The organism is Mesobacillus campisalis, assembly GCF_000986785.1.
In the GTDB taxonomy this organism is placed as follows: domain Bacteria; phylum Bacillota; class Bacilli; order Bacillales; family Cytobacillaceae; genus Mesobacillus_B; species Mesobacillus_B campisalis.
Window position 1 is genome coordinate 24,116 of sequence record NZ_LAYY01000097.1, and the last position, 22,979, is coordinate 47,094.

The window sequence follows — 22,979 nt, forward strand, 5'->3', positions numbered from 1 at the left end:
TGGCATCCCATTATTCCTATCAAGCTTCTCTCCCTATCCCAAAAGCAGTATTATCGTCTTAAAATTTTATCGATTTGCGTCTGATGATGGCGGTCATGCTTAATGAAATCCATGAAATAATCCCTTACTGTCATGCTGTTATTACCGATGGCAAAACGGATATCAAGATCAGCTTGTGTCAGGCTGTCAAGCATATCCAGGTATTGTCGACGAACCCTGATTAATTCCTCAATCATATCATTTTTCTCATGTTTTACAGCATGCGCCCTGGCGGCATCATTGACCTCCTGGAAGTCTGGATAGGCAGGGAGGGATGCACCTTCTTTAAAATACGGCAACCTTTCTTTTAAAGAAAACTTATCCCAAAATAACAAATGAGTGACCACAGCGGCCACACTCCACTTTCCTTCTTCAATCGGTGATCTCCATTCTTCCTCCTGAACGCTGCCCATCTGTTCGGCCCAGAATATAAATTCAATATAATGCCTTTTCATTTCTTCTTTATTCATTCATATCAACCTCCATAAAATTTTTAATCACAGTGTGGCGAAGGGCCTTCCGGGAGAAACTTTAAGAGTTAAACCCAAGACTCTACAGTGTTCCTGAATTGCATGGTACAATAGACATAATTTACTGAAGGAGATTTTGAATAGTGGAACATTTAATCAACAAGAAGGTAAAAGAAATCGAAATTTCAGGGATCCGCAGATTCTTCAATATGGTTGCCGGCGTGGAAAACATGGTGTCCCTCACAATCGGCCAGCCAGACTTCCATACCCCGGAACATGTAAAGGAAGCGGGGAAAAGGGCCATTGACGAAAACCAAACGACTTACACACATAATGCAGGTTTATTGGAGCTCAGAAAAGCAGCCGCCAATTTTTACATAGAGAAATATGGCCCTGCCTACTCACCGGAAACGGAAATTATCATTACTTCAGGGGCAAGCGAGGCAATCGATATCGTATGCCGCACAATCCTTGAGCCAGAAACGGAAGTGATCCTTCCTGGACCTGTATATCCGGGATACGAACCGATTATTAAACTATGCGGTGCCAGACCCGTCTATGCGGATATCCGAAGCAACGGGTTCCGATTTACTGCCGATATTATTAAAAAGCATCTCACTGAAAATACCAGGTGCATCATTCTGCCTTATCCATCCAACCCTACAGGTGTCGGCTTGACAGCAGAAGAATTGCAGGAGATCGCCAGCCTGGTTAAAGGAAAGGATATTTTTATCCTTGCAGATGAGATTTATAGCGAACTTTCCTATGAAAAAAAGCATGTGTCCATTGCATCCTTTCTCCGTGAACAGACCATCGTTATCAATGGGCTGTCCAAATCACATTCCATGACAGGCTGGAGAATCGGCATGCTGTTTGCACCAGAGTATCTGTCCCGGCACATTCTAAAGGTGCATCAATATAATGTTGCCTGTGCCTCCTCGGTTTCCCAGGCTGCAGCGGTAGCTGCCCTGACGTCTGGAATCAATGATGCTGATGCCATGAAGGAGCAATATGGAAAGCGGCGGGAATACGTTTATGAACGCCTGACCGAAATGGGTCTTGAGGTAATAAAGCCTGATGGAGCGTTTTATTTCTTTGTTAAAAATCCCGTCGGGAACATTTCGTCCTTCGACTTTGCCCTGGACCTTGTTGAAAAGGCCAAGCTGGCAGTTGTTCCGGGAAGTGCTTTTTCAAACCTGGGTGAAGGCTACTTCCGGCTATCCTATGCCTACTCCATGGAGACCTTGACAGAAGGATTGAATCGACTAGAAAGATACTTGAAAGAAACCGTTCCACAATAAAGGGAACGGTTTCTTTCCTTTTTACAAGGACTTCATAAAATACTTATATAACGCCTGGGTGCCTTTGTCACCCAGGCCGTCTTCTTCAAGCTTCCTGTAAAGGGATTGGGCGAGAGCCAGTCCTGGAAGGTCCAAATTCATTTTTGCGGCCTCTTCAAGCGCGATGTTCATGTCCTTAATAAAATGCTTAATCATGAAACCTGGCTCGAAATTTCCCTGGATTACACGAGGTGCCAGGTTGGAAAGTGACCAGCTGCCTGCAGCACCAGTTGCGATCGTTTTCAGGACATTTTCCGGGTCAAGGCCTGCTTTTTCTGCGTAGACTACCGATTCGATAACCCCCATCATATTGGAAGCAATGGCAATCTGATTGCACATTTTTGTATGTTGTCCAGCCCCAGCCGGCCCCTGAAGAATAATATTGGTGCCAAGAAGCTGCAAAAGAGGCTCAATCCGCTTAAAATCTTCCTCATCACCGCCAACCATTATGGCCAGCCTGGCATCTCTTGCCCCAATGTCTCCTCCTGACACCGGTGCATCCAAGGCATGCATACCCTTCTTTTTGGCCTCGGCATGAATTTTCTGGGCAAGGCTTGGCGTAGAAGTAGTCATATCAATCAAATATGTATTTTCCTTCCCATTTGCGACCAGGCCATCTTGACCAAGATAAATCTCTTCAACATCGGAAGGAAAACCGACAATGGTAATGATGATATTGGCTTTCTCCGCGATCTCTCCCGGCGTCTCCGCCCACCTTGCTCCCCGCTCCAGCAGGTCCTGCGCCTTGGCTTTCGTCCTTGTATACACATGCACAGGGTAACCAGCACTTAGCAAATGTCCCGCCATGCTTTTCCCCATAACCCCAGTACCAATAAAACCGACTACAGCATTTTCTAGCACATGAATTCCTCCCATTATAATGTTATATAGATTTGACCATGCCGCCATCGACCAGGAAAGAGCTTCCTGTCATATATGAATTGGCATCCGACGCCAGGAATGCGACCACCCTGGCGAACTCCTCGGGCCGCCCATATCTTTTTAAAGGAATGTTTTGTTTCGCACTATCCTCTACCTCTTCGATGGTAAGGCCGGTATCCGCCGCTCTTACCTCATCAAGATGCCGAACACGGTCCGTTGCAATTCTCCCCGGAGCCACTGTATTGATTAATATTTCATATGGAGCCAGTTCCTGGGCAAGTGTTTTCGTCAATCCGACAATCCCCGTCCTGAAAGTATTTGAAAGAATCAAACCTGGGATAGGCTCCTTGATGGATGAAGAAGCGATATTGATGACCCTTCCCCCATTTACCTTAAGGTATGGAAGCGCTTCGCGTATCAGCCTGATATAAGAAAGAAGATTCAGTTCAAACGCCTTCTGCCAATCCTCATCCGAAATACTTTCAAACGACCCGGCAGGAGGACCTCCAGCGTTGTTGACCAATATATCAATTCTCCCATATTGTTCAATCGCGAAAGCCATCAATTCCTTAATTTCCCCAGGGTTGGTAACATCCGCTTTCTTAAAAATTGCCTGTCCGTTTTCAAACGTGCCGCAAACTTCCAGAAGCTTCGACTCATCCCTGCCTGAGAGAACAACCCTCGCCCCTTCCTTTACCAGTTCCTTAGCGATCGCAAGACCCAATCCTTGACTCGAGGCAGCGATTACCGCCGTTTTTCCTTTTAGTCCTAAGTCCATTTTCATTCCCCCTTTTCCTATCTCTATTATATAGATACAAAGGATAAAATTCATTTTTTTGGCAGAAGATTCTGGTTTATAATATGATAATGCTATTGAAGAGAACAAGGAGGATCACATGTATAAGAAGGAGCTTTATGTCTTTGACGGACCTATGCCAGTCAAGGCTGTCATCAGGCAATACAAGGAAAGCGATTTTGATGCACTCATCCAAGTGCAGCAGGAAGCCTTCCCTCCTCCTTTTCCATCCGAGCTGTGGTGGAATAGGGAGCAGCTATCCAATCATGTCCGGCTGTTTCCCGAGGGAGCTTTGTGCATTGAAATCAATGGCCGTATAGCTGGTTCGATGACCAGCCTAATTGTAAATTATCAGCCTGGCGACCCCGATCATACTTGGTCGGATATCACCGACGACGGGTATATTCGAAACCATCAGCCCGACGGGAATACCCTATACGTTGTTGACATCTGCATCAGTCCCCGTTACCGTAAACTCGGTTTAGGAAAGGTACTGATGCAGTCCATGTATGAGGTTGTCGTCCATTTGGGCCTGGACAGGCTGATGGGAGGCGGAAGGATGCCAGGGTTCCACCTTCATTCTAACGAACTCTCAATCGAGGAATATGGCGAAAAACTTCTTGCCGGAGAGCTGAAGGACCCGGTTATAACCTTTTTGCTGCGCTGCGGCCGCACTCCGGTCAAACCGGTTAAAAACTATCTGGAAGATGAGGAATCATGCGATTTCGGCATGCTGATGGAATGGCGAAATCCTTTTAAATCCATTTAGGTTTGCACCGTCCGACATGGAGGAATGTTCCTCCTTGTCGGACGGTATTTCATGTTTTTGCGCACAAAAAAAAGACCGGCTGTCAAACAGCCGGCCAAAGTCTGGGGGAAAATGAGAATGATTAGCTTACCTTCAGTCTTGCCAAAGTGCTTACTTATTTATACCCCCGAACGATAAAATAAAACATTTTCATTGTTACAATTATATTACAAAGAAATAGTGGCGTTTACGGCTTCGACTACTTCTTCTGTTGTACCCATTTCCAATACTTTAGCAGCCAGTTCCTCCATTTCGGACTTGGAAAGGTTGCGGATAAGGGAGCGGGCTTTCAGGATGGATGTAGCACTCATGGAGAACTCATCAAGTCCCAGTCCGAGCAGGAGCGGGATTGCTGTTTCATCCCCGGCCATTTCGCCGCACATGCCTGCCCATTTGCCTTCCTTATGCGCTGCATCGATGACCATTTTGACCAAACGGAGAATCGATGGGCTGTATGGCTGATACAAATAGGAAACCTGCTGGTTCATACGGTCTGCTGCCATGGTGTACTGGATAAGGTCATTGGTTCCAATGCTGAAGAAATCAACTTCTTTTGCGAACTGGTCCGCAATGATTGCGGTTGAAGGTATTTCTACCATAATACCGAGCTCAATTCCTTCGGCAACCTGGATACCTTCATTGGCAAGATTATTCCTCTCATCTTCAAGGATGGCCTTGGCCTTCCTGAATTCATCCAGCGTCGCAATCATCGGGAACATAATTTTAAGGTTCCCATGAACACTTGCCCTCAGCAAGGCACGAAGCTGCGGACGGAAAATATCTTCCTGTTCAAGGCAAAGGCGGATCGCCCTGTAGCCCAGGAAGGGATTCATTTCCTTTGGCAGGTTGAGGTAAGGAAGCTCCTTGTCACCGCCAATATCGAGGGTTCTAACTACCACCGGCTTGCCTTTCATCCCTTCAAGGACTGCTTTGTAAGCTGTGTATTGTTCCTCTTCCGTTGGCAGCTGGTCGCGGTCCATGTATAGGAACTCGGTGCGATAAAGCCCAACCGCTTCCCCGCCATTTTCCACCACGCCTTTTAAATCCTTCGGTGTACCGATATTAGCTGCGAGCTCAACGTGATGGCCGTCCGCTGTTACCGTTTTCTCGTTAACCAGCTTGGCCCACTCTGCCTTTTGGCTGGCATAGTCTGCCTGGACTTTTCGATACTCCTCCAGGACCTCAGGAGTAGGGTTGATATGAACTTCACCTTTTAATCCATCGACTACTACAATGTCGCCATTGCTGATGCTTTCTGTAACCGTCTTTGTGCCGACAACTGCCGGAATCTCCATGGAACGGGCCATGATGGCCGAGTGGGAAGTCCTGCCGCCGATATCGGTTGTAAAACCAAGCACAAAATTACGGTTTAATTGAGCCGTATCCGAAGGAGTCAAATCCTCGGCAACAATAATGACTTCTTCCGTAACCATGCTTGGGTTTGGAATCTGAAGACCGAGCAAATGGGCCAGAACCCGCTTGGTAACGTCACGGATATCAGCCGCACGTTCTTTCATATATTCATTATCCATGGATTCAAACATGGAAATAAACATGTCCGCCGTTTCTTTCAGGGCATGCTCTGCGTTTACATTTTCTGTCTTGATTTTATCTTCGATCGGTGAAATGAGTTCAGGGTCACTTAAAACCAGGAGATGCGCATCGAAAATGGCTGCCTTGTCGGCCCCCAGCTCACTGCCGGCACGGTCCCGAATTTGCTCAAGTTCGGATTTGGCAGTCGCCAGAGCGGCTTGAAAACGGGCAACTTCATTTTCTGGGGACTGGATTGCTTTTTTTTCGAATGAGAAGTCAGGTTCTACCAAACGGTATGCTTTTGCAATCGCAATCCCATTGGAAGCGGCTATGCCGCGAAGGAGGCTGCTCATTACTCAGCCAAGCCTTCTCTTTTCAGGGTTTCTTCAATTGTGTTCAGCGCGTCAGCTTCGTCGCTTCCTTCTGCTATAATCTTGATGTCAGCTCCCTGACCAATTCCAAGTGACATTACACCCATGATGGATTTAAGGTTTACTTTCTTTTCTTTATATTCAAGTTGAACCTCTGAATCGAATTTGCTTGCAGCCTGTACCAGTAATGTAGCAGGTCGGGCGTGGATACCAGTTTCTGCAACGACTTTAAAGTTCTTTTCTGCCATAGGAAAATCTACTCCTTATAGTTAAATTTTAGGTGAAGATACATGATGCCTTTGTCCAAATCATGCCAGACAATTTGGTAAAATTTAATAACCGTGAAGATTATTAGTAGTTTACCCCATTAAGCAGGGGAATCACACCATATATTTTACCAATCGTTTCCTAAATGTTTATGTAAGGACCTAGTCAGATTCTTTCATACACGACTGTTCACCAAAAACAGAATAGCATGTTCAGCACGGTTAAACAACTTAAAAACCACTTGATTTGTGCCGGTTTTATATATTTTTTTGATAAAGCGTTTTCAGCATAAACTTCCACAATCCTTCACAATCTTCCAGAATCACTCAAACCCACCACTAGGCAGAAGCCAGGCTTATTCAGTCATTGTTTTTTTGTCCAGACAATGCCTATATCCTCCATCCACCTAACTCCGCGGACTTTCTGTATATGTATACAAAACATCTCCGCCGCGCTGGGCAATTCCCCTAAAATGCTTAAAATCCCTCCGTTGCACCAGCACTTCCCGAAAACGAAGAAACTCTTGCTTTGCAACCAGAAATTCTTCAATTTCCCCATTTTTTAGCGAGTCAAAAATCATCGAAATTTCTTCCCTTGTCATTCTTCTCCTGCTCCTTTCTTTAAGACAATAAACTCTCGAATTGGAAATAACAAACACCATGTTACCCCTTCACCGCACTGCTTGTCCACGTAATTGACACATTTATAAAAGCGTTTACAAAAAAATGTTGAATATTTTGCTTGTTTTAGATATTGTATTACTAAATTACAATTTATAGGAAACAGCAGATAGGAGAGAGGGCCTTTGAAAAAAGCACAAGTAGGAAACGTGATCGAATTCAGGGAAGGCTTGCAGGGGATTGTCGAAAAAGTAAACGAAAACTCTGTAATTGTTGATTTGACTTATATGGACAATTACCGTGATCTGGAATTGGAACAAAGAACTGTCATAAACCATAAAAACTATAAAGTTGTTAAAGAAACAGCACTTCAATGAGTTTAACGCGCACAGACTATAAAAAAACAGCATATGCTGTTTTTTTTAGATTTGATCATCTTTTTCAAACTCAGTTGTACCAATTGACTCAAACACCTTGATGCCCTTCCCTGGAAGCAGTGCAGCAGCCAGCATCATTGATGCCACGGCTGCCCCTTGGACGGGTCTGTATTTGCGAAGTTTTCCTTTAAACAGGAAACCCAGTGGAACAGAAACCAGCTCTGCTGCTTTTTCGCCAATACGTACTTCTTCCCGTTTCCCCAATAAAAGGGATGGCCGAAAGATAACGACACTTTCAAAGCCAATTTTTGTTAACCCTTCCTCAAGCTTCCCTTTTACTCTGCTGTAAAAAAAGGGCGATTTTTCATCTGCTCCTATCGCCGAAACGACCAAATATTTTGAAGCTCCCTGCTTCAAACCGAGGCGGGCAGCCTGAAGCGGATAATCAAGGTCTACCTTTTGGAATTTTTCCCTTGTTCCAGCCTTTTTGATTGTAGTGCCTAAACAGCAATAAACATCATCAACTTTGAACATGTCTTCATATGACTCCATATTGTCCAGGCTATCCGTAACCATATGCAGTTTTGGATGATGAATGTCCACATCCTTCCGGACAATGATATTCACTTGTTCATACTCATCTTCTGCTAGCAGAAGATGCAGCAATTCCTTCCCGATAAGTCCAGTTGCTCCCAGCAGCAATGCTTTTCTCCCCATTTACCTCACTCCTTTAAGAGAATCTTAACAAAAACAAACAGAATCTGTTACAATAATGTTTCCAGAAAGGAGTATGCATTATGAAAAATGTGATGGCCGACCGCCGCCTGCTAATTGGGTATGTACTGGCCCATCTTTTATTATTGTTCACCTTCCAGGAAAAAGGTGTGTTCTGGTACCTTTTCACAGCATCCATGCTGATTTTAATAAGCTTTTCCATCCTTCATGAAGGGCTTGAAAACCACGCGTCGGCACTAAAGTACCTTTCTTACGGTGTTCTTTCCGGCATAGCCGTTTATGGCTTATTCTGGCTTGGAGGTACAATGATTGATATTCTTAAACTGCCTTTAAGCGGACAAATTTCCCAGCTTTATAGGCTGTTTGAACCGAATTCTGCCTGGCATTTCATTGTCCTTATAATCATAATTGCACCTGGCGAAGAAATCTTTTGGCGCGGATTTGTACTGAGAAGGTTGCTGAATCATCTAAATGTCAGGACAAGCGTGATCCTTTCCTCCTTCCTTTATGCATCCGTCCATATCTATTCCGGACAGTTCGCCCTCTTTCTTGCTGCCCTTGCAGCCGGTTTGGCATGGGGTGTCCTCTATGCCTGGAAAAGAAGCATCCCGCTGGTTGTCGTTTCGCATATCGTGTTCGACTTGCTTCTATTTGTACTCCTTCCCCTCCGATAAAGGTAAAAAGGACCTCATGCTGTGGGGTCCTTTTATACCATTCTTCTAATCTCCTTTTTTCTGCCTGAAAGGCTTCATCCATAACAGCACAATAAAAATCAGGCTGATATAGCCAAATAATGGATAAAGATAGGATAACAGAGTGCTATAATGAATGAGGCTGATAAAATAGCATACAATAAAAATCAGACTGATAGTCAACAGGCTCGGAATCCGGATATATTTTTTCACTTGCCTTTCAAGCCCGAAAATATTTCCAATCACCGAGGTGAAGATTTCACCGTATATGATCAGGATGAATACACCGTACAATCCTGGAGCCAAGTTTTTCATGATGGTTGCCATTGGTATTTCATAGCTTTCCAGTCCCGGCAGCATAATCAGTGTAAAATGCTCGGCAAGCAAAATCAGTGTCAATGCGGCCCCGCCAAGTATGCCGCCCCATTTTACCGTATTGTCATCCTTTATTTCGGAAGCGACCGGCACAAGTACTGCCTGCGCGAGCGACAAATTCAAGGCTGCATATGTAAATGGTGACACCACCGATTTCCAGCCATCCTCGGCCATGGGAATAAATAGGGCCTTGCTGCTGAATCCTGGAAGTTTAACAGACAGAACCAGAAGTATGAAGCTAAATATAATCATCATCGGAACAACAAAGGAATTAACCGCGAACAGTCCTTTAATACCCAGAACCATAACGGCAATAGATAGCCCGATTGTTATGATGATTCCACCGTTCTTTGGTATCCCAAGCTGTTCCTCGAACACGGCTCCCGCTCCTGAAAGCATAACGGCACACACTCCCAAGAGCATAAAAAGCATGATAACATTAACGATTCGTCCCAAGAAATGCCCAAATAAATATTCATTGAATTGCTCATACGATTCCGCCCCAATATAGGCAGCGATCCTCATCAGCTTTGACCCCATAAATATGAACAGGTATCCCGCCATTAATATTCCAATAAGCCCTACAAATCCAAAGCGGGAAAAAAACTCGACTATTTCTCTTCCTGTAGCAAAACCGGCTCCCACCACCGTTCCAACATATACGGCGGCGATTTGAAAGGCGGCTCCCCAGTTTGTTTTCAAGCTGCTCCCTCCTTATCACAAATATATGAGAAAGCAGACAAACCATGACAGGCTTTTTCCGCCAGCCAATTTTTAACCTGACCAATTGGTCCACGCAGCAGAATTAGTATAAATTACCATTACCATTCATCTTGAAAGTCAACAAAGGTCAAACTATAATAAAGATAAATTAGTCAAAGAAAGTCAAAGTCAAAATACTTTAGAGGAGGATGTTTATGCTTTGTCAACATTGTCAGCAAAATCAAGCCACCATTCAGTTACACATGAATTTTAACGGCAGCCAGAAGCATTTCATGCTCTGCCAGAATTGCTATACAAAAGAAAGAGAAAAGCTTGGTGCTTCTTTTAAAACATCCATGACAGGTTTTTCGGGTTTTGGAGATGCCGCATTTGCGGATTTCATTAAAGGGATGTCCGGCCATGCCAGCCCCGAACAGGCCTCAAGGCCCCAGGTTAAGGACGCTGGGAATGGATTTATTGACCAATTCGGCCGCAATCTGACCCAGGGTGCAAAAGCTGGCCTCATAGACCCGGTTATTGGCCGTGATGAGGAAGTAAGGCGGGTAATTGAAATATTGAACCGGCGAAATAAAAACAATCCGGTGCTGATAGGCGAACCCGGTGTCGGTAAAACAGCTATCGCGGAAGGCTTGGCCTTGAAAATTTCCAGAGGCGAGGTCCCAGGCAAGCTGCTTAATAAAGATGTCTACCTGCTGGATGTAGCATCACTGGTTGCCAATACAGGAATTCGCGGACAATTCGAGGAAAGAATCAAGCAATTGATTTCGGAACTGAAGGAGCGCAAAAATATCATTCTATTTATCGATGAAATCCATCTATTGGTAGGAGCCGGCTCTGCTGAAGGTTCCATGGATGCAGGGAATATCCTTAAACCCGCCCTCGCTCGTGGCGAGCTTCAGGTTGTGGGAGCGACTACCCTTAAAGAGTATCGCCAGATTGAAAAAGACCCTGCCCTTGAGCGCCGCTTCCAGCCCGTTCATGTCCATGAGCCATCTCTTGAAAAAGCAATTGAAATCCTGAAAGGAATTCAATCAAAATACGAAGACTATCATGAAGTAACTTTTTCGGAGGAAGCGATACATGCCTGCGTCCAGCTTTCCCATAGGTACATTCAGGACCGTTTCCTGCCGGACAAGGCGATTGACCTTATGGATGAAGCTGGTTCAAAGCTGAATCTGGAGTCGGACTACGCTGGCAGCAACGATATCGAAGATCGTCTGGCTGAAATCCTGAAAGAAAAGGAAACGGCCCTGAAAAATGAAGAATACGAAAAAGCGGCCAAACTTCGCGATGAAGAAGCGGCCCTTGAAAAGTCTTTGGCCAATGGCGGAACCAGCTCCCGTCCCGTTGTGACACTTGAACAAATCCAAAAATTGATTGAGAAAAAAACGGGTATTCCAATAGGTAAACTTCAGGAAGACGAGCAAGGAAAAATGAAGCACCTCACTGCCAACCTGGCTGGAAAAGTAATCGGCCAGGACGAAGCGGTCTCCAAAGTGGCGAAAGCCATCCGTCGTAGCCGTGCCGGGCTGAAGACCAAACACCGCCCTATTGGTTCCTTCCTGTTTGTGGGACCAACCGGTGTAGGCAAGACTGAACTCTCGAAAACACTTGCAGAAGAACTGTTTGGCTCAAAGGATTCCCTAATACGCCTTGATATGAGTGAATATATGGAGAAACATAGTGTCTCCAAGATCATCGGTTCTCCTCCAGGATATGTCGGCCACGAGGAGGCAGGGCAGCTGACTGAAAAAGTCCGCCGCAATCCTTACAGCATCATCCTGCTCGATGAGATTGAAAAAGCGCACCCTGATGTACAGCATATGTTCCTGCAAATCCTGGAAGATGGCCGTCTGACAGACAGCCAGGGCCGTACAGTCAGTTTCAAGGACACTGTCATCATTATGACAAGCAATGCCGGAGTTGGACACAAGCAGATCAAAGTAGGGTTTGGACAAAGTGAAGCGGTAAATGAGGCAAGCATTCTCGATTCATTGGGAAGTTTCTTCAAGCCTGAATTCCTTAACCGTTTTGACAGCATCATAGAATTCAAATCGCTTGAGAAAGAGCATCTCTTGCAGATTGTCGACTTGATGCTAGAAGAGCTCGAAGAAACCCTATCCGAACAGGACCTGCACCTCGAAATCACTTCTGAAGCTAAGGAGAAATTGGCCCAGCTTGGCTATCATCCGTCTTTCGGGGCACGTCCTCTCCGCCGCGCAATCCAGGAACATCTTGAAGATAAACTTGCCGACTATATCCTTGAAGATCCTGAAGGTGCGGAATTAATTGCAGAATTGAACAATGGGGAAATTGTTATTAGAAAAAGGTAAGGAAAGTTAAAGAATAAAAACAGCCCGCTCACGGAGGCCTAGTGTGCGGGCTTCTTTATTTCTCTACAGCTTGCTGTCTTCAACCGAGTTAAGCCATGCTTCAATCTCACCGACAACCGACTGGACACAGCCATCCTCGAATGGGGAAATCAGGCTTGCTTGGGCGACAAGCTTTGTGAATGGCAGACTGCCGCCAAGCTTGCACAGCTTGAGGTAATCTTTCCATGCAGCGTCCATATTTTCGCGGGACCTTTTCCAGAATTGGAAAGCACAAATTTGAGCCAGCGTATAATCAATATAATAAAATGGTGAATTGTAGATATGACCCTGTCGCTGCCAGAACCCTCCCGCTTCCAGGTAAGCGTTCCCATCATAGTTCTTATGCGGCAAATACTTCTTCTCGATTTTGCTCCATTGCTGTTTCCTCTCTGCTGGGGTTGCTTCTGGATTTTCATAGACCCAATGCTGAAACTCGTCGACAGAAACTCCGTACGGCAAGAACAAGAGAGCCTCGCTCAGATGGGAAAACTTATACTTGTCTGTCGCTTCCTCAAAGAAAAGTTCCATCCATGGCCAAGTGAAGAACTCCATGCTCATCGAATGAATTTCACAGGCTTCGAACGTAGGCCAGTGATATTCCGGAATATCAAAGTGGCGGCTCGAATAGACCTGGAAGGCATGCCCCGCTTCATGTGTCAAAACATCAATATCCCCGGATGTGCCGTTGAAATTCGAAAAAATAAAGGGAGCTTTATGCCCTTCAATATATGTGCAATATCCGCCGCCCGCTTTTCCTTTTTTGGCAACAAGGTCCATCAAATCGTGATCAATCATGAATTGGAAGAACTCTCCGGTTTCCTCCGATAATTCGTTATACATTCTTTTGCCCCGTTCAATGATCCAGTCAGGATTTCCCTTTGGAGCTGCATTGCCTGTCTTAAAGTTAAATGGCTCATCATAATAAGTAAGCGCATCAACGCCAATCCGATCCGCCTGACGCTTCTTAAGCCTAGTGGCAATTGGCACAATATGTTCTTCTACCTGTTTCCTGAAATTGGCGACCATCTCCGCATTGTAATCCGTTCTGAACATGCGGTAATAGCCAAGCTCGACAAAATTCTTGAAGCCCAGTTTCCTGGCTATTTCCGTACGTACTTTGACCAGCTCGTCATACAAGCGGTCAAATTCCTCTTCATGTTCGGCGAAAAAGCCAAACCTTGCCTCAGATGCCTTCTTGCGCATGGAACGGTCCCTGGATTCTGTAAATGGCTCCAGCTGCGCAAGAGTACGCTCTTCGCCTTCAAACTGAATTTTTGCCGATGCAACCAGTTTTGTATATTCTGTTGAAAGCTTGTTTTCCTTTTGCAGCAAGGGAACAATTCCAGGTTTGAATGTTTTTAGTTGGGCTTCCGCAAGCGCAAACAACTGGCTGCCCCATTGTTCCTCAAGCTCTTTACGGAATTGGGAGGAAAGCAAGGCTTCGTAATACTTGGTGACCAGACCTTCAACGTTTGGGGCCAGTTCATCCAGGTAATCCTGTTCTTCCTTATAAAACTCGTCATTTGTGTCAATCGAATGGCGGATATAACAAATATTGGACATCGTATCCACTTCATTACGCAAAGCGTTGATTTCCTGCATGGCAAGATTCTGTTCTAATGCAGATACTGAATTTTTGAACTTATCCAGCGCTGTTTCAAACCTGGCCGATAATGTATCAAAATCGGGCCGTTCGTATGTATAGCTTTTAAAACTCAATTTTTATCCCCCCTGCTATTTTGGTACTCCACCTAATTCGACAGCTTCCTTCCCCATTCCTTCACACGATTGTACAAGCCTTTCTTCCTGAACAGAAGGAAACGGCCACCATAAGGTGGCCGGTGACCGTTTTTAATATTTTCCTACTGATAAACCAAGCTTTTTTAGAAGCTCAATTACTTGCTGCTTTTCTTCGGATTCCAGCGCCCCCATTAGCTCATGGATACGTTCGCTGTGTTCAGGGAACATTTCTTCAATAAGTTTTTTTCCGTCTTCGGTAATTTGGGCATAGGTAACCCTTCTATCCCTTGGACAGCCGACCCTTCGCAGCAGGCCTTTCTGTTCAAGCTTATCCACTACGTACGTAATACTGCCGCTTGCCAAAAGGATTTTACCGCCAATTTGCTGCAATGGCTGGTCACCTTTATGGTATAGCAGTTCCATAACAGCAAATTCAGTCGGATTTAGGCCTCTCTGCTGGATTACCTTGTTTACTTCTTCATTTATGGCACGGAATGCCCTGGAAAGCACGATAAATAATTTTAACGATTGATTCACTTGCTCTTCATTCATGTTCTTCATCCCTTTAAAACTGTTGATACTTAAATTATATACGAAAACAGGAGATTTTACAGCATTTCTCTGATTGGGTTTGAATTCCTCCGCTTTTAGGGAAAAATAGGTTGAATAAAACTACATCATCGTTTAGGAGTGACTGCTTTGAAAAAAGGATTTGCGGGAATTGCGATCATCATTGCCATCGTAATTGGATTGGGACTCATGCTGATGTCCAGCTACAATGGTTTTGTAGCTGCAGAAGAAAATGTGGATCAGTCCTATGCACAGATTGAAAATCAGCTTCAGCGGAGGCTCGATTTAATACCGAACCTGGTGAATACGGTAAAAGGGTACGCATCGCATGAACGGGAAACCATCGAGGCCATCTCGGATGCCAGGGCAAGGCTGGCGGGGGCCAGAACTCCTGAGGAAGAAGCAAGCGCGAACGCCGAACTTTCATCTGCCTTAAGCCGCCTGCTTGTTGTGGTCGAGAACTATCCCAATCTGAAAGCTGATACCCAGTTCACACAATTGATGGACGAGCTTGCCGGTACTGAAAATCGCCTGTCTGTTGCGAGACAGGACTATAACGACCAGGTAGCAAGCTATAACCGGAAAGTCAAAACATTTCCCGGCGCCATTGTAGCGAATATTACCGGATTTGATGAAAAAGAATATTTCCGGGCCGACCCTAGATCACAGGAAGCTCCAAATGTTGATTTTGGAGGCCAAGGGTAATGGTTTCCCGAAATTGGGGCAAATCCCTCCCGCAGGAGCCTAAAAAGGAAAAGAAGGTCCTGCTGACCGGCCTGTGGGTTTTTCTCTTTATTGTCCTGTTTCCCCATTTTGGGCAGGCAGCCCTTGATATCCCCCGCCCTGTCGGCGATATCTATGTCCAGGATTTTGCCGATGTCCTTTCCCAGCAGGAAGAAGAGGAAATAAGGCGGATGGGCAGAACCCTTGAAGACCAGACTTCCAGCCAGGTTGCCGTGCTGACGGTACCTTCGATTGGAGATGCATCAATAGAGGAGTACGCTAATCAGGCATACAGGCTGTATGGCCTTGGCACCACTGAAAATGATAATGGCGTCCTTCTTGTATTGGCCATGAATGAGCGGAAAATAAGAATTGAGGTAGGGTACGGGCTTGAAGGCGCGATACCCGATGGCAAAGCCGGAAGAATTATCGACCAATATGCCATTCCTAATTTGCAGGCTGACAAGCCGAATGCCGCGGTCATGAGTACTTACCAAGTATTGGCCAGTGAAGCGAATGGAGAACATGTCGAATATGGTTCCGGCTTATCCGCTGATACTGGCCAGGAAGGAGGCATTCCATCGTGGCTGCTGATTATTATCGTGGTCGGTTTGATTTTCCTGGATATTACTTTTTTCGGAGGCATGCTCACATATGCGCTTCTCTCCATCCTTTCAAGAGGCGGAGGCGGTGGAGGCCCGCGAGGGGGAGGCGGCGGATCGTCAGGTGGAGGCGGAGCAAGCCGCGGGTGGTAAATAGAAAAGCGGAAGCGGCTTGGTCAGGAGCGACAGGCATAAGACGATTCAGAATCGAAGGCGTTCTTTGCCTTCAATTCTGGAGCGGCTTATGACCCGAGCTCCTAGCCGCTGAAGCTGGACAGAAGAAAAGCGGAGGGCGCCGTTCATCGGCGGCAGGCACAAGACGAGCCGGCTGGAAGGTTGTTCTTTAACCTTCTGGACGGATTGGCTTGTGACCCAAGCCGATGGCGCCCGAAGCTGGACAATTAGAAAAGCGGAGGCGGCTTGCCCAGGAGCGACAGGCATAAGACGATTCAGAATCGAAGGCGTTCTTTGCCTTCAATTCTGGAGCGGCTTATGACCCGAGCTCCTAGCCCGCGCCCCAATCAAGCCTATTGGGATCCAAGCAACCTTTTTTGGCCTGGCCACTGGCTCCAATCAAGCCTATTGGAACCCAAGCAGCCTTTTTTGGCCTGGCTGCAGGCTCCAATCAAGCATTTTTAAATCCCAAGTAACCTTTTTTGACCTATTTCGGACATTGGGCTGTATAAGTTTCTTCTCCGTTCATCCTAAAGTGACAATTGGCTCTTTAGCCCGTATCCGGGTCCTAATTTCGTCCAATAAGGCATTCACTTTCTTATTCCTGTTTTCAGCGGCAATCTTTTTATGAAGAACGGAATATAGGACAGCATCCCGAAGCCGGAAAAAATAGGGAAGCTGTTTTTGCCAGCAAGCCGGCAAGGTGTTTTCCATTTCATACCCTTTGATAAAGGAGGCCAGGAACCTTCTCGCAAATTCATTCCTCTTTTCCTGCTGAGCGGCTGGTATCCCATATAAAACGGAGTAATAAACGGGAATGGCCATGTCTGAGGCAAACCAGTGATATACAGAGTCGTCGAAGTCAAAAACATGGATTTGCTTCCTGTCGTAAAAGAAATTGCCAGAGTGGAGATCACTGTGAACCAAACCAAAGGTTTCGTGATTTGCTGGAAAGCTAGATATTGTTTCTACTAATTCCTTAGCATTCTTAACCAGCTCTTTTTCATGTACCGGATAGTAATGTCCAAATTGCAGAAGGTCATCCTCTTGCCAATTCGGGCGCGGCTTGATACATTTGGGAGGGGTATAGCTTTTTGTGACATTGTGCATTTTTCCGATTGTGCGCCCCCAAACTTTGAACAATGGTTCTTTGAAAGCCTCTGAACGTACTTGCACCGGCCCTCCTTTTGCCTTCGTATATAAACAGCCAAAGAAAAAGGAGCCGTCCCCTGCTTGAACTTTAATAACCTTTTCCCGAGACTTCGACTCGAGTACTTGCGGCACAGGCAGAGATTTTTCAAACAAATAGCCCACCCAGTCCAGTTCGGATATAAGATTTTCCTTGGTTCGGTGGCTGCTGTGGCTGATCCTCAATATGAATGGCGTTCCATCCCTGCTGACCTCGTAAACAAAGTTCTCGAAATCACCAAGCAAACTAAATTCATTTTCCAAATTAAACTGAGTCAGCATTTCCCGCATCACTTGGTCAGTTAATTGCATGCTGATGTTTTTTTCCACGCTTCCCCCTGCCTTCCCCTCATAAAAGTAAGTAAATTATACATGAACTGCCAATTGATACGCAGACTTTTTTATTCACTTGCCCTCAATATTAGGTTAAGATACAACTATGCTCGAATGAATGTAAGATTTTAGAAAAGAAGGCGATTGTATTGAATCAAAGCACTGCAGTTGTCCGCAACATTGCCAAACCGGAAGAGACAACCTCATACAGAATTCTGTTCATCATCGGCTTGTGCCATTTGCTGAACGACTCCATTCAGTCCGTCATTCCCGCCATGTTTCCGGTGCTGGAGAAATCAATGGGACTATCATTTACACAGCTTGGACTCATTGCATTTTCATTGAATATTGTTTCCTCCATCATGCAGCCGGTTATCGGATTGATGGCCGATAAAAAGCCAATGCCTTATGCCTTGCCAATTGGCCTTACTGTAACCATGTTTGGAATTCTGGGCCTGGCATTCGCTCCTGGATTTGAATGGATCATTGCCTCTGTTCTGTTTATTGGGCTGGGTTCGGCCATCTTCCATCCTGAAGGCTCAAGGGTTGCCTACATGGCTGCAGGTCCCCGCCGAGGACTTGCGCAATCAATCTACCAGGTGGGCGGAAATTCGGGGCAGGCGCTTGCTCCGCTAATAACGGCGCTGATCCTGGTTCCATTGGGACAGAAGGGTGCCGCCTTATTTACAATTGTTGCCGCTTTGGCGGTAGGGCTGCTATTGTATATTGCAAACTGGTACTCTAGGAAGCTCCAGGAAACAAAACTGAAGGCAAAAGTGAAAAAGGTTACCAAACAAGTGGATAAAGCAGTCTCAAAGTCTGTCAGACTAGCCCTGCTGCTCATCCTGTTCCTGATTTTCGCGCGTTCATGGTATATTTCCGGCATTACGAATTTTTATGCCTTCTATGCCATTGAAAAGTATATGCTGACCATCAGGGAATCCCAGTTATTCATTTTTGCTTTCCTTGTTACTGGAGCGCTAGGCACATTCTTTGGCGGTCCTCTGGCCGACCGTTTTGGCAAGAAACGCATCATCTTTCTTTCCATGATGGCCACGGCTCCTTTGTCGGCCATACTTCCTTTTGTCCCTCCTGCAGCCGCTTTTATCCTGCTTGCCGTCTGCGGATTTATTTTGATGTCAAGCTTTTCGGTAACAGTAGTCTATGCCCAGGAACTGGTGCCCGGGAAGATTGGAACAATGGCTGGACTGACAGTTGGGCTTGCCTTTGGAATGGGAGCTATCGGCTCCATTGCACTCGGATATCTTGCCGACCTGATTGGTCTTCCATTGACCATCATTTTTACCGGCTTCCTGCCATTGCTAGGCATATTAGCATTGCTTTTGCCCTCTGACAGAAAGCTTGAGGAATGGTACAGCTGATTTTTATCTACAAAAAAGGGAGAGGGGAAGCCCTCTCCTTTTTTATTTAATCCTTATTCTCTCAGCCAGTTCCTGTTTTTCTGCTTCTGTCAGCATTCTTTCGGCCATAGGGAACAAAACATTCTCTTCCTTTGAAAAATGGTCGACAAGCGTATAATAAGCTTGTTTGACAAGGGTGGCATCCTGTTTCATCATTTCCTCCGTATGGTGCCATGCCCATTTTCCGTATTGCCAATAAAAGCGCCAATGAGGGATTTTGCCCGGTCATGTTCATACTCCATCACAGCGATTGGGCCCATCTCCCTGCCGATATAGGCAGCCATCATTTCAAACAGGACCCCTTCCTCCCTTTCCGAATGGGGCTCAAGTTCATTAAAAAACTCAATAACCGCCGGCCGCAGCTTCGCAAAAGCTTCCACCGGATTTTCGTCCTTTTCCACACTCGTACACAGCCCCAATAAGCCTTCAAGTTTATCCAATAAAGGAGGATGTTCACTTTTTAGTTGTTTCAGTCCTTCACATAAAACGCCCTGTCCATCTCCAGCCATTGTGCTCATGCAACCCGCCATATTCATCTAGCCCCTTTTGTGATGTTTTATGATTTTAGTATAAAATCCTGACGAAAATTATGTAGTGACGTCCATCACTGTGAGAAGGATAACTTTTGAAAGTTTTTATTCACAAAAGTTTAATAAATATTCTGTAAACTTAAACGTCTTTTCCTTTTATAATAAAAATATACTAAATGAATAAGGAGGGATATAATATGCAAAATCAATATTATCTTGATTTTTACAGTACTGCCCTTGTTCCTGCCAGGCCTTATGACAGCAAGTTCCTTCCCGGTCAGGTCACTAAGCGTCCAGCCTCCTCCCACTGGCTGATCGCTTTGGAAGGGATGCCTTTGCCAGAAGGAAACCTTTATACATGGAGGATTTCCGTTTTTGCAGCAAACAACGACGGGACTTTCAATGCAAATAAAGCCAGTTTCTCCTCTGAACCCTTTCCCAAACTCGATGAGGCATATAAGATGGCAGGTTTAATGAAAAATGAGATGCGTGTCCAGGAAACTGTTCCCGCTGACTTAGAGAAAATAGGCTGACCCTCTCCACTCCCCTATTCCGCTTTTCTTCTTTTTTGCCCCTCCATGTGAAAGAACCTACATATATTAAAAACCGGGTGACACAAAATTTATAATTGAGCAAACATCCCAACACTCATGCTCTTCATGCAGGAAGGCACTGGAACAAGTCCAGTGCCTTTTCTTTCATGCAAGACGAAAAACGATTCCGTGACCGCCTTTCGGGTATTCCCATTTAATATTCTGGTGCGGGCAGCCAATCCTGCAGCTGCCGCATTCATGGCAGCCTTCATATCCAACCTGCATCCGGTTTCCTTCCCATTTGTATACTTCTGCCGGGCAAAACACCGTGCATAGTTTATCCGGGCAGTTTGTCTTGCATACTTCGTAGTCAAGAACGGTCAAATGCGACTTTGTATCACACTTGAACCTAAGCAGATACTGTTTTTCTTCAATTGTTTTTGTCGACATTATTTCACCGCCTTCCAGGCACGATACATATCCTGCATAACTTTGATGGTACCTTTTTCTTTTGTAATGCTGCGCATGATTTCCTTTTGTTTCACCCTCTTTGGCGTCCCATCGACGGTGAAAAATTTGCTGGCAGCACGGTTAAGCATCGGTACATATTCATTAAAATACTGCGGATGCTTCTCAAAGGTATGGGCAGCATCTTTATATTTCTCCAAATCCTTTATTATAAAGCTGTCATAAAGCGCTTCCCGGTATCGGTTGAGACTGGATTCACTAAAATTTCCTGCAGCCTTTGCCGCAATGATAGCCTCAGCGGCCATTTTCCCTGATGCCATGGCCATATTCGACCCTTCCCTATGAATCGCATTCACAAGCTGGGCCGCATCACCGATTACGACTACCCCGTTGCCTGCCACTTTGGGCACTGAATGATATCCTCCCTCCGGAATAAGATGGGCAAGATATTCTGCTGATTCTCCACCTTCAAGATAAGGCTTTACCATCGGATGGTTTTTGAGGTAATCCAGCAGGTCATACGGCTTCAGCTTGGCCTTAATCATGCTTGACAAGGTTGTGCCAACGCCAATATTGAGGCTTTCCTTGTTGGTATAGAGGAAGGCTGTTCCCAGATTGCCCTTGGTGGAGTCCCCAAATATCTCAATGGTGCACCCCTGGTTTTCATGAAGATTGAATCGATCATTGATCTTTTCTTTTGGCAGGTTGATTACTTCCATAACGGTCAATGCCACTTCATCCGGCCTGAATTCATTATGGAACCCGAGCTGCTTGCCAAGGAGGGAGTTCACTCCATCTGCCAGCACGACTACATCAGCGAACACGTCACCATCCGGGCGGTCGGTACGCACCCCTACCACTTTTCCGTTTTCAACAAGGCATTCCGTTACGACTGTCTCATTTATCAGCAAGACACCTGCTTCAACCGCTTTTTGCGCAAACCACTGATCAAACTGTGCCCTTAGGACAGTGAAATTATTATAAGGCTCCATTCCCCATTCAAGCCCTTTGTAGCCAAACTGGACAACGGATTCCTTGTCCATCATCCAGAATCTCTGTTCAACGACAGGCCTCTCAAGAGGAGCTTCCTTCCAGAATTCCGGAATAAGATCTTCCATTTGTTTTCTGTATAGAACCCCTCCCATCACGTTTTTGCTGCCGGGATATTCACCTCGTTCAATCAATAGGACATTCAAACCATTCTTCGCACAAACATAAGCACAGGAAGTTCCGGCAGGGCCGGCGCCAACGACAATGACATCAAATTTATCAGGCATAGCTCAATTCCCCGCCCTTCTCCTTGCTCAGCTCTTTAAACTGCTGAATTAATTTTGGGATCACTTCATGTGCGTCTCCAACGATTCCGTAGGTGGCCACATCAAAAATCGGTGCGTTTGGATCCTTGTTGATGGCAATGATAAGTTCGGAGTTTTTCATGCCGACAACATGCTGGATCGCTCCCGATATTCCAATGGCAAAGTATAATTTAGGTGTTACCGTCTCACCGGTCTGGCCAATCTGCAGTTCATGAGGCAGCCACCCTGCTTCCACTGCATCACGTGTACCAGCCACACTGGCTCCAATTGTTTCGGCAAGGTCATGAATCAACTGGAAGCCCTGAGGATCTCCCATGCCTTTCCCCCCTGCTACAATCACATCCGCCTCGGAGAGGTTTGCCGTTTTTGTGACCTCTTTCACAATTCTGAGCACTCTGGTACGCATGTCCTCTTCCCGAAGGTGCAGTTCTTCTTCAATGATTTTTCCCTGCCTTCCATGGTCCGGATCAAGAGCCTGCATTACCTTTGGCCGGACTGTCGCCATTTGCGGCCTGTGCTTTTTGCATAAAATAGTGGCCATGATATTCCCGCCAAATGCAGGTCTGCTAGCCTCAAGAAGCCTTTTATCGAGATCGACATCAAGCATGGTGGTGTCAGCTGTCAATCCGGTGCTCAAGTCAGTGGCGACCGCACTGGCGAGGTCTTTCCCATTAGGCGTTGCCCCATACAGGAAAATTTCGGATTTGTATTTCTCGGCCAGGGAAATGACCGCTTTCATATAGGCTTCTGTCCGGTACAGTTTTAATACCGGATCGTCAACAACGTAGACGATATCGGCCCCATAATAAATGACATCACTCGCAAGATTTTTGACTCCATCCCCAAGCAGTACCCCGGCAAGCGGAACATTGAGCTTGTCAGCGAGCTGTCGCCCCGCTCCAAGCAACTCCAGCGAAACGCCTTCGATTTTTTTATCATTCACTTCAATAAATACCCAGACACCAAGGCTTTCTCCCATGC

At 45.8% G+C, this 22,979-nt stretch carries 23 protein-coding genes and 1 pseudogene; 9 read left to right on the forward strand and 15 right to left on the reverse strand.

What is annotated here, in order from left to right; genetic code table 11:
* Positions 1 to 50: 50 nt before the first annotated feature.
* On the reverse strand, positions 51 to 509 hold the full coding sequence (locus WQ57_RS22755) for a DinB family protein (RefSeq protein ID WP_046525935.1): 459 nt from the start codon (positions 507 to 509) through the stop codon (positions 51 to 53).
* 143 nt (positions 510 to 652) lie between these two features.
* Here WQ57_RS22755 and WQ57_RS22760 point away from each other — a divergent pair, with 143 nt between their 5' ends.
* Positions 653 to 1,810 (forward strand): aminotransferase A, encoded by a 1,158-nt coding sequence (locus WQ57_RS22760; protein ID WP_046525936.1) that lies wholly within the window; start codon positions 653 to 655, stop codon positions 1,808 to 1,810.
* A gap of 21 nt (positions 1,811 to 1,831) precedes the next feature.
* Here WQ57_RS22760 and WQ57_RS22765 read toward each other — a convergent pair whose 3' ends face one another.
* Both WQ57_RS22765 and WQ57_RS22770 read right to left on the reverse strand, forming a co-directional pair.
* Positions 1,832 to 2,710: an NAD(P)-dependent oxidoreductase gene (locus tag WQ57_RS22765; protein ID WP_420912412.1), complete on the reverse strand. Its 879-nt coding sequence runs from the start codon at positions 2,708 to 2,710 to the stop codon at positions 1,832 to 1,834.
* A gap of 22 nt (positions 2,711 to 2,732) precedes the next feature.
* Positions 2,733 to 3,509, reverse strand: a complete 777-nt coding sequence (locus tag WQ57_RS22770) for an SDR family oxidoreductase (RefSeq protein ID WP_046525937.1) — start codon at positions 3,507 to 3,509, stop codon at positions 2,733 to 2,735.
* Positions 3,510 to 3,627: 118 nt separating this feature from the next.
* On the opposite strand from WQ57_RS22770, the gene WQ57_RS22775 reads away from it, so the two are divergent.
* Positions 3,628 to 4,296 (forward strand): GNAT family N-acetyltransferase, encoded by a 669-nt coding sequence (locus WQ57_RS22775; protein WP_046525938.1) that lies wholly within the window; start codon positions 3,628 to 3,630, stop codon positions 4,294 to 4,296.
* A 206-nt stretch (positions 4,297 to 4,502) separates the two neighbouring features.
* On the opposite strand, the gene ptsP is transcribed toward WQ57_RS22775, so the two are convergent.
* The 3 genes from ptsP to WQ57_RS22790 form a co-directional block, all read right to left on the reverse strand.
* Positions 4,503 to 6,221, reverse strand: coding sequence for a phosphoenolpyruvate--protein phosphotransferase (gene ptsP / locus WQ57_RS22780; RefSeq protein ID WP_046525939.1), 1,719 nt, complete (start codon positions 6,219 to 6,221; stop codon positions 4,503 to 4,505).
* Complete coding sequence (locus tag WQ57_RS22785) at positions 6,221 to 6,487, reverse strand: phosphocarrier protein HPr (protein WP_046525940.1); 267 nt, start codon at positions 6,485 to 6,487, stop codon at positions 6,221 to 6,223. The genes ptsP and WQ57_RS22785 overlap by 1 nt, the downstream gene beginning before the upstream one ends.
* 425 nt (positions 6,488 to 6,912) lie before the next feature.
* Complete coding sequence (locus WQ57_RS22790) at positions 6,913 to 7,107, reverse strand: hypothetical protein (RefSeq protein WP_046525941.1); 195 nt, start codon at positions 7,105 to 7,107, stop codon at positions 6,913 to 6,915.
* A 204-nt stretch (positions 7,108 to 7,311) separates the two neighbouring features.
* On the opposite strand from WQ57_RS22790, the gene WQ57_RS22795 reads away from it, so the two are divergent.
* A complete protein-coding gene (locus tag WQ57_RS22795) occupies positions 7,312 to 7,503 on the forward strand; it encodes a YkvS family protein (protein WP_046525942.1) in 192 nt (63 codons plus the stop codon).
* Positions 7,504 to 7,548: 45 nt separating this feature from the next.
* Here the strand turns inward: WQ57_RS22795 and WQ57_RS22800 are convergent, their stop codons facing one another.
* Positions 7,549 to 8,220 (reverse strand): NAD(P)H-binding protein, encoded by a 672-nt coding sequence (locus WQ57_RS22800; protein ID WP_046525943.1) that lies wholly within the window; start codon positions 8,218 to 8,220, stop codon positions 7,549 to 7,551.
* A gap of 80 nt (positions 8,221 to 8,300) precedes the next feature.
* Here WQ57_RS22800 and WQ57_RS22805 point away from each other — a divergent pair, with 80 nt between their 5' ends.
* Entirely contained in the window at positions 8,301 to 8,912 is a 612-nt protein-coding gene (locus WQ57_RS22805; RefSeq protein WP_046525944.1) for a CPBP family intramembrane glutamic endopeptidase, read from the forward strand.
* A 45-nt stretch (positions 8,913 to 8,957) separates the two neighbouring features.
* Here the strand turns inward: WQ57_RS22805 and WQ57_RS22810 are convergent, their stop codons facing one another.
* Positions 8,958 to 10,007, reverse strand: a complete 1,050-nt coding sequence (locus WQ57_RS22810; protein ID WP_046525945.1) for a YkvI family membrane protein — start codon at positions 10,005 to 10,007, stop codon at positions 8,958 to 8,960.
* A 215-nt stretch (positions 10,008 to 10,222) separates the two neighbouring features.
* Here WQ57_RS22810 and WQ57_RS22815 point away from each other — a divergent pair, with 215 nt between their 5' ends.
* Entirely contained in the window at positions 10,223 to 12,361 is a 2,139-nt protein-coding gene (locus WQ57_RS22815; RefSeq protein WP_046525946.1) for an ATP-dependent Clp protease ATP-binding subunit, read from the forward strand.
* A 63-nt stretch (positions 12,362 to 12,424) separates the two neighbouring features.
* Here the strand turns inward: WQ57_RS22815 and WQ57_RS22820 are convergent, their stop codons facing one another.
* Together WQ57_RS22820 and WQ57_RS22825 are read right to left on the reverse strand one after the other, a co-directional pair.
* Positions 12,425 to 14,119, reverse strand: coding sequence for a M3 family oligoendopeptidase (locus WQ57_RS22820; RefSeq protein WP_046525947.1), 1,695 nt, complete (start codon positions 14,117 to 14,119; stop codon positions 12,425 to 12,427).
* Positions 14,120 to 14,251: 132 nt separating this feature from the next.
* The gene (locus WQ57_RS22825) at positions 14,252 to 14,692 is read right to left on the reverse strand and encodes a MarR family winged helix-turn-helix transcriptional regulator (protein WP_046525948.1); all 441 of its coding nucleotides are present in this window, start codon (positions 14,690 to 14,692) and stop codon (positions 14,252 to 14,254) included.
* 147 nt (positions 14,693 to 14,839) lie between these two features.
* On the opposite strand from WQ57_RS22825, the gene WQ57_RS22830 reads away from it, so the two are divergent.
* Together WQ57_RS22830 and WQ57_RS22835 are read left to right on the forward strand one after the other, a co-directional pair.
* Positions 14,840 to 15,415, forward strand: a complete 576-nt coding sequence (locus tag WQ57_RS22830; protein ID WP_046525949.1) for a LemA family protein — start codon at positions 14,840 to 14,842, stop codon at positions 15,413 to 15,415.
* Positions 15,415 to 16,188 (forward strand): TPM domain-containing protein, encoded by a 774-nt coding sequence (locus WQ57_RS22835; protein WP_052948854.1) that lies wholly within the window; start codon positions 15,415 to 15,417, stop codon positions 16,186 to 16,188. Before WQ57_RS22830 ends, WQ57_RS22835 begins: the two co-directional genes overlap by 1 nt.
* Before the next feature lie 546 nt (positions 16,189 to 16,734).
* On the opposite strand, the gene WQ57_RS22845 is transcribed toward WQ57_RS22835, so the two are convergent.
* Complete coding sequence (locus tag WQ57_RS22845; protein WP_046525951.1) at positions 16,735 to 17,727, reverse strand: phosphotransferase enzyme family protein; 993 nt, start codon at positions 17,725 to 17,727, stop codon at positions 16,735 to 16,737.
* A 152-nt stretch (positions 17,728 to 17,879) separates the two neighbouring features.
* Between WQ57_RS22845 and WQ57_RS22850 the strand changes: the two genes are divergently transcribed.
* Positions 17,880 to 19,112 (forward strand): MFS transporter, encoded by a 1,233-nt coding sequence (locus tag WQ57_RS22850; protein ID WP_046525952.1) that lies wholly within the window; start codon positions 17,880 to 17,882, stop codon positions 19,110 to 19,112.
* Between the two features lie 42 nt (positions 19,113 to 19,154).
* Here WQ57_RS22850 and WQ57_RS22855 read toward each other — a convergent pair.
* Positions 19,155 to 19,669 (reverse strand): annotated as a pseudogene (locus WQ57_RS22855) (hemerythrin domain-containing protein).
* Between the two features lie 209 nt (positions 19,670 to 19,878).
* Between WQ57_RS22855 and WQ57_RS22860 the strand changes: the two are divergent.
* Positions 19,879 to 20,214, forward strand: a complete 336-nt coding sequence (locus tag WQ57_RS22860) for a hypothetical protein (RefSeq protein ID WP_046525953.1) — start codon at positions 19,879 to 19,881, stop codon at positions 20,212 to 20,214.
* 165 nt (positions 20,215 to 20,379) lie between these two features.
* Here the strand turns inward: WQ57_RS22860 and WQ57_RS22865 are convergent, their stop codons facing one another.
* From WQ57_RS22865 to WQ57_RS22875, 3 genes are read right to left on the reverse strand one after another with little or no spacing between them, the layout of a single operon-like run.
* Positions 20,380 to 20,664 (reverse strand): ferredoxin family protein, encoded by a 285-nt coding sequence (locus WQ57_RS22865; protein ID WP_046525954.1) that lies wholly within the window; start codon positions 20,662 to 20,664, stop codon positions 20,380 to 20,382.
* Positions 20,664 to 21,959 (reverse strand): FAD-dependent oxidoreductase, encoded by a 1,296-nt coding sequence (locus WQ57_RS22870; protein WP_046525955.1) that lies wholly within the window; start codon positions 21,957 to 21,959, stop codon positions 20,664 to 20,666. Before WQ57_RS22870 ends, WQ57_RS22865 begins: the two co-directional genes overlap by 1 nt.
* Entirely contained in the window at positions 21,952 to 22,977 is a 1,026-nt protein-coding gene (locus WQ57_RS22875; protein WP_046525956.1) for an electron transfer flavoprotein subunit alpha/FixB family protein, read from the reverse strand. Before WQ57_RS22875 ends, WQ57_RS22870 begins: the two co-directional genes overlap by 8 nt.
* Between the last annotated feature and the right edge of the window lie 2 nt (positions 22,978 to 22,979).

What these genes read in the sequence shown, in the direction of transcription:
- WQ57_RS22775 (WP_046525938.1), top strand. Translation starts at nt 3,628, where the DNA reads ATGTATAAGAAGGAGCTTTATGTCTTTGACGGACCTATGCCAGTCAAG.
- WQ57_RS22860 (WP_046525953.1), top strand. Translation starts at nt 19,879, where the DNA reads ATGCAAAATCAATATTATCTTGATTTTTACAGTACTGCCCTTGTTCCT.
- WQ57_RS22825 (WP_046525948.1), bottom strand. Translation starts at nt 14,692, where the DNA reads ATGAATGAAGAGCAAGTGAATCAATCGTTAAAATTATTTATCGTGCTT.
- WQ57_RS22800 (WP_046525943.1), bottom strand. Translation starts at nt 8,220, where the DNA reads ATGGGGAGAAAAGCATTGCTGCTGGGAGCAACTGGACTTATCGGGAAG.
- WQ57_RS22790 (WP_046525941.1), bottom strand. Translation starts at nt 7,107, where the DNA reads ATGACAAGGGAAGAAATTTCGATGATTTTTGACTCGCTAAAAAATGGG.
- WQ57_RS22835 (WP_052948854.1), top strand. Translation starts at nt 15,415, where the DNA reads ATGGTTTCCCGAAATTGGGGCAAATCCCTCCCGCAGGAGCCTAAAAAG.
- WQ57_RS22770 (WP_046525937.1), bottom strand. Translation starts at nt 3,509, where the DNA reads ATGGACTTAGGACTAAAAGGAAAAACGGCGGTAATCGCTGCCTCGAGT.
- WQ57_RS22870 (WP_046525955.1), bottom strand. Translation starts at nt 21,959, where the DNA reads ATGCCTGATAAATTTGATGTCATTGTCGTTGGCGCCGGCCCTGCCGGA.
- ptsP (WP_046525939.1), bottom strand. Translation starts at nt 6,221, where the DNA reads ATGAGCAGCCTCCTTCGCGGCATAGCCGCTTCCAATGGGATTGCGATT.
- WQ57_RS22865 (WP_046525954.1), bottom strand. Translation starts at nt 20,664, where the DNA reads ATGTCGACAAAAACAATTGAAGAAAAACAGTATCTGCTTAGGTTCAAG.
- WQ57_RS22815 (WP_046525946.1), top strand. Translation starts at nt 10,223, where the DNA reads ATGCTTTGTCAACATTGTCAGCAAAATCAAGCCACCATTCAGTTACAC.
- WQ57_RS22755 (WP_046525935.1), bottom strand. Translation starts at nt 509, where the DNA reads ATGAATAAAGAAGAAATGAAAAGGCATTATATTGAATTTATATTCTGG.
- WQ57_RS22805 (WP_046525944.1), top strand. Translation starts at nt 8,301, where the DNA reads ATGAAAAATGTGATGGCCGACCGCCGCCTGCTAATTGGGTATGTACTG.
- WQ57_RS22875 (WP_046525956.1), bottom strand. Translation starts at nt 22,977, where the DNA reads ATGGGAGAAAGCCTTGGTGTCTGGGTATTTATTGAAGTGAATGATAAA.
- WQ57_RS22785 (WP_046525940.1), bottom strand. Translation starts at nt 6,487, where the DNA reads ATGGCAGAAAAGAACTTTAAAGTCGTTGCAGAAACTGGTATCCACGCC.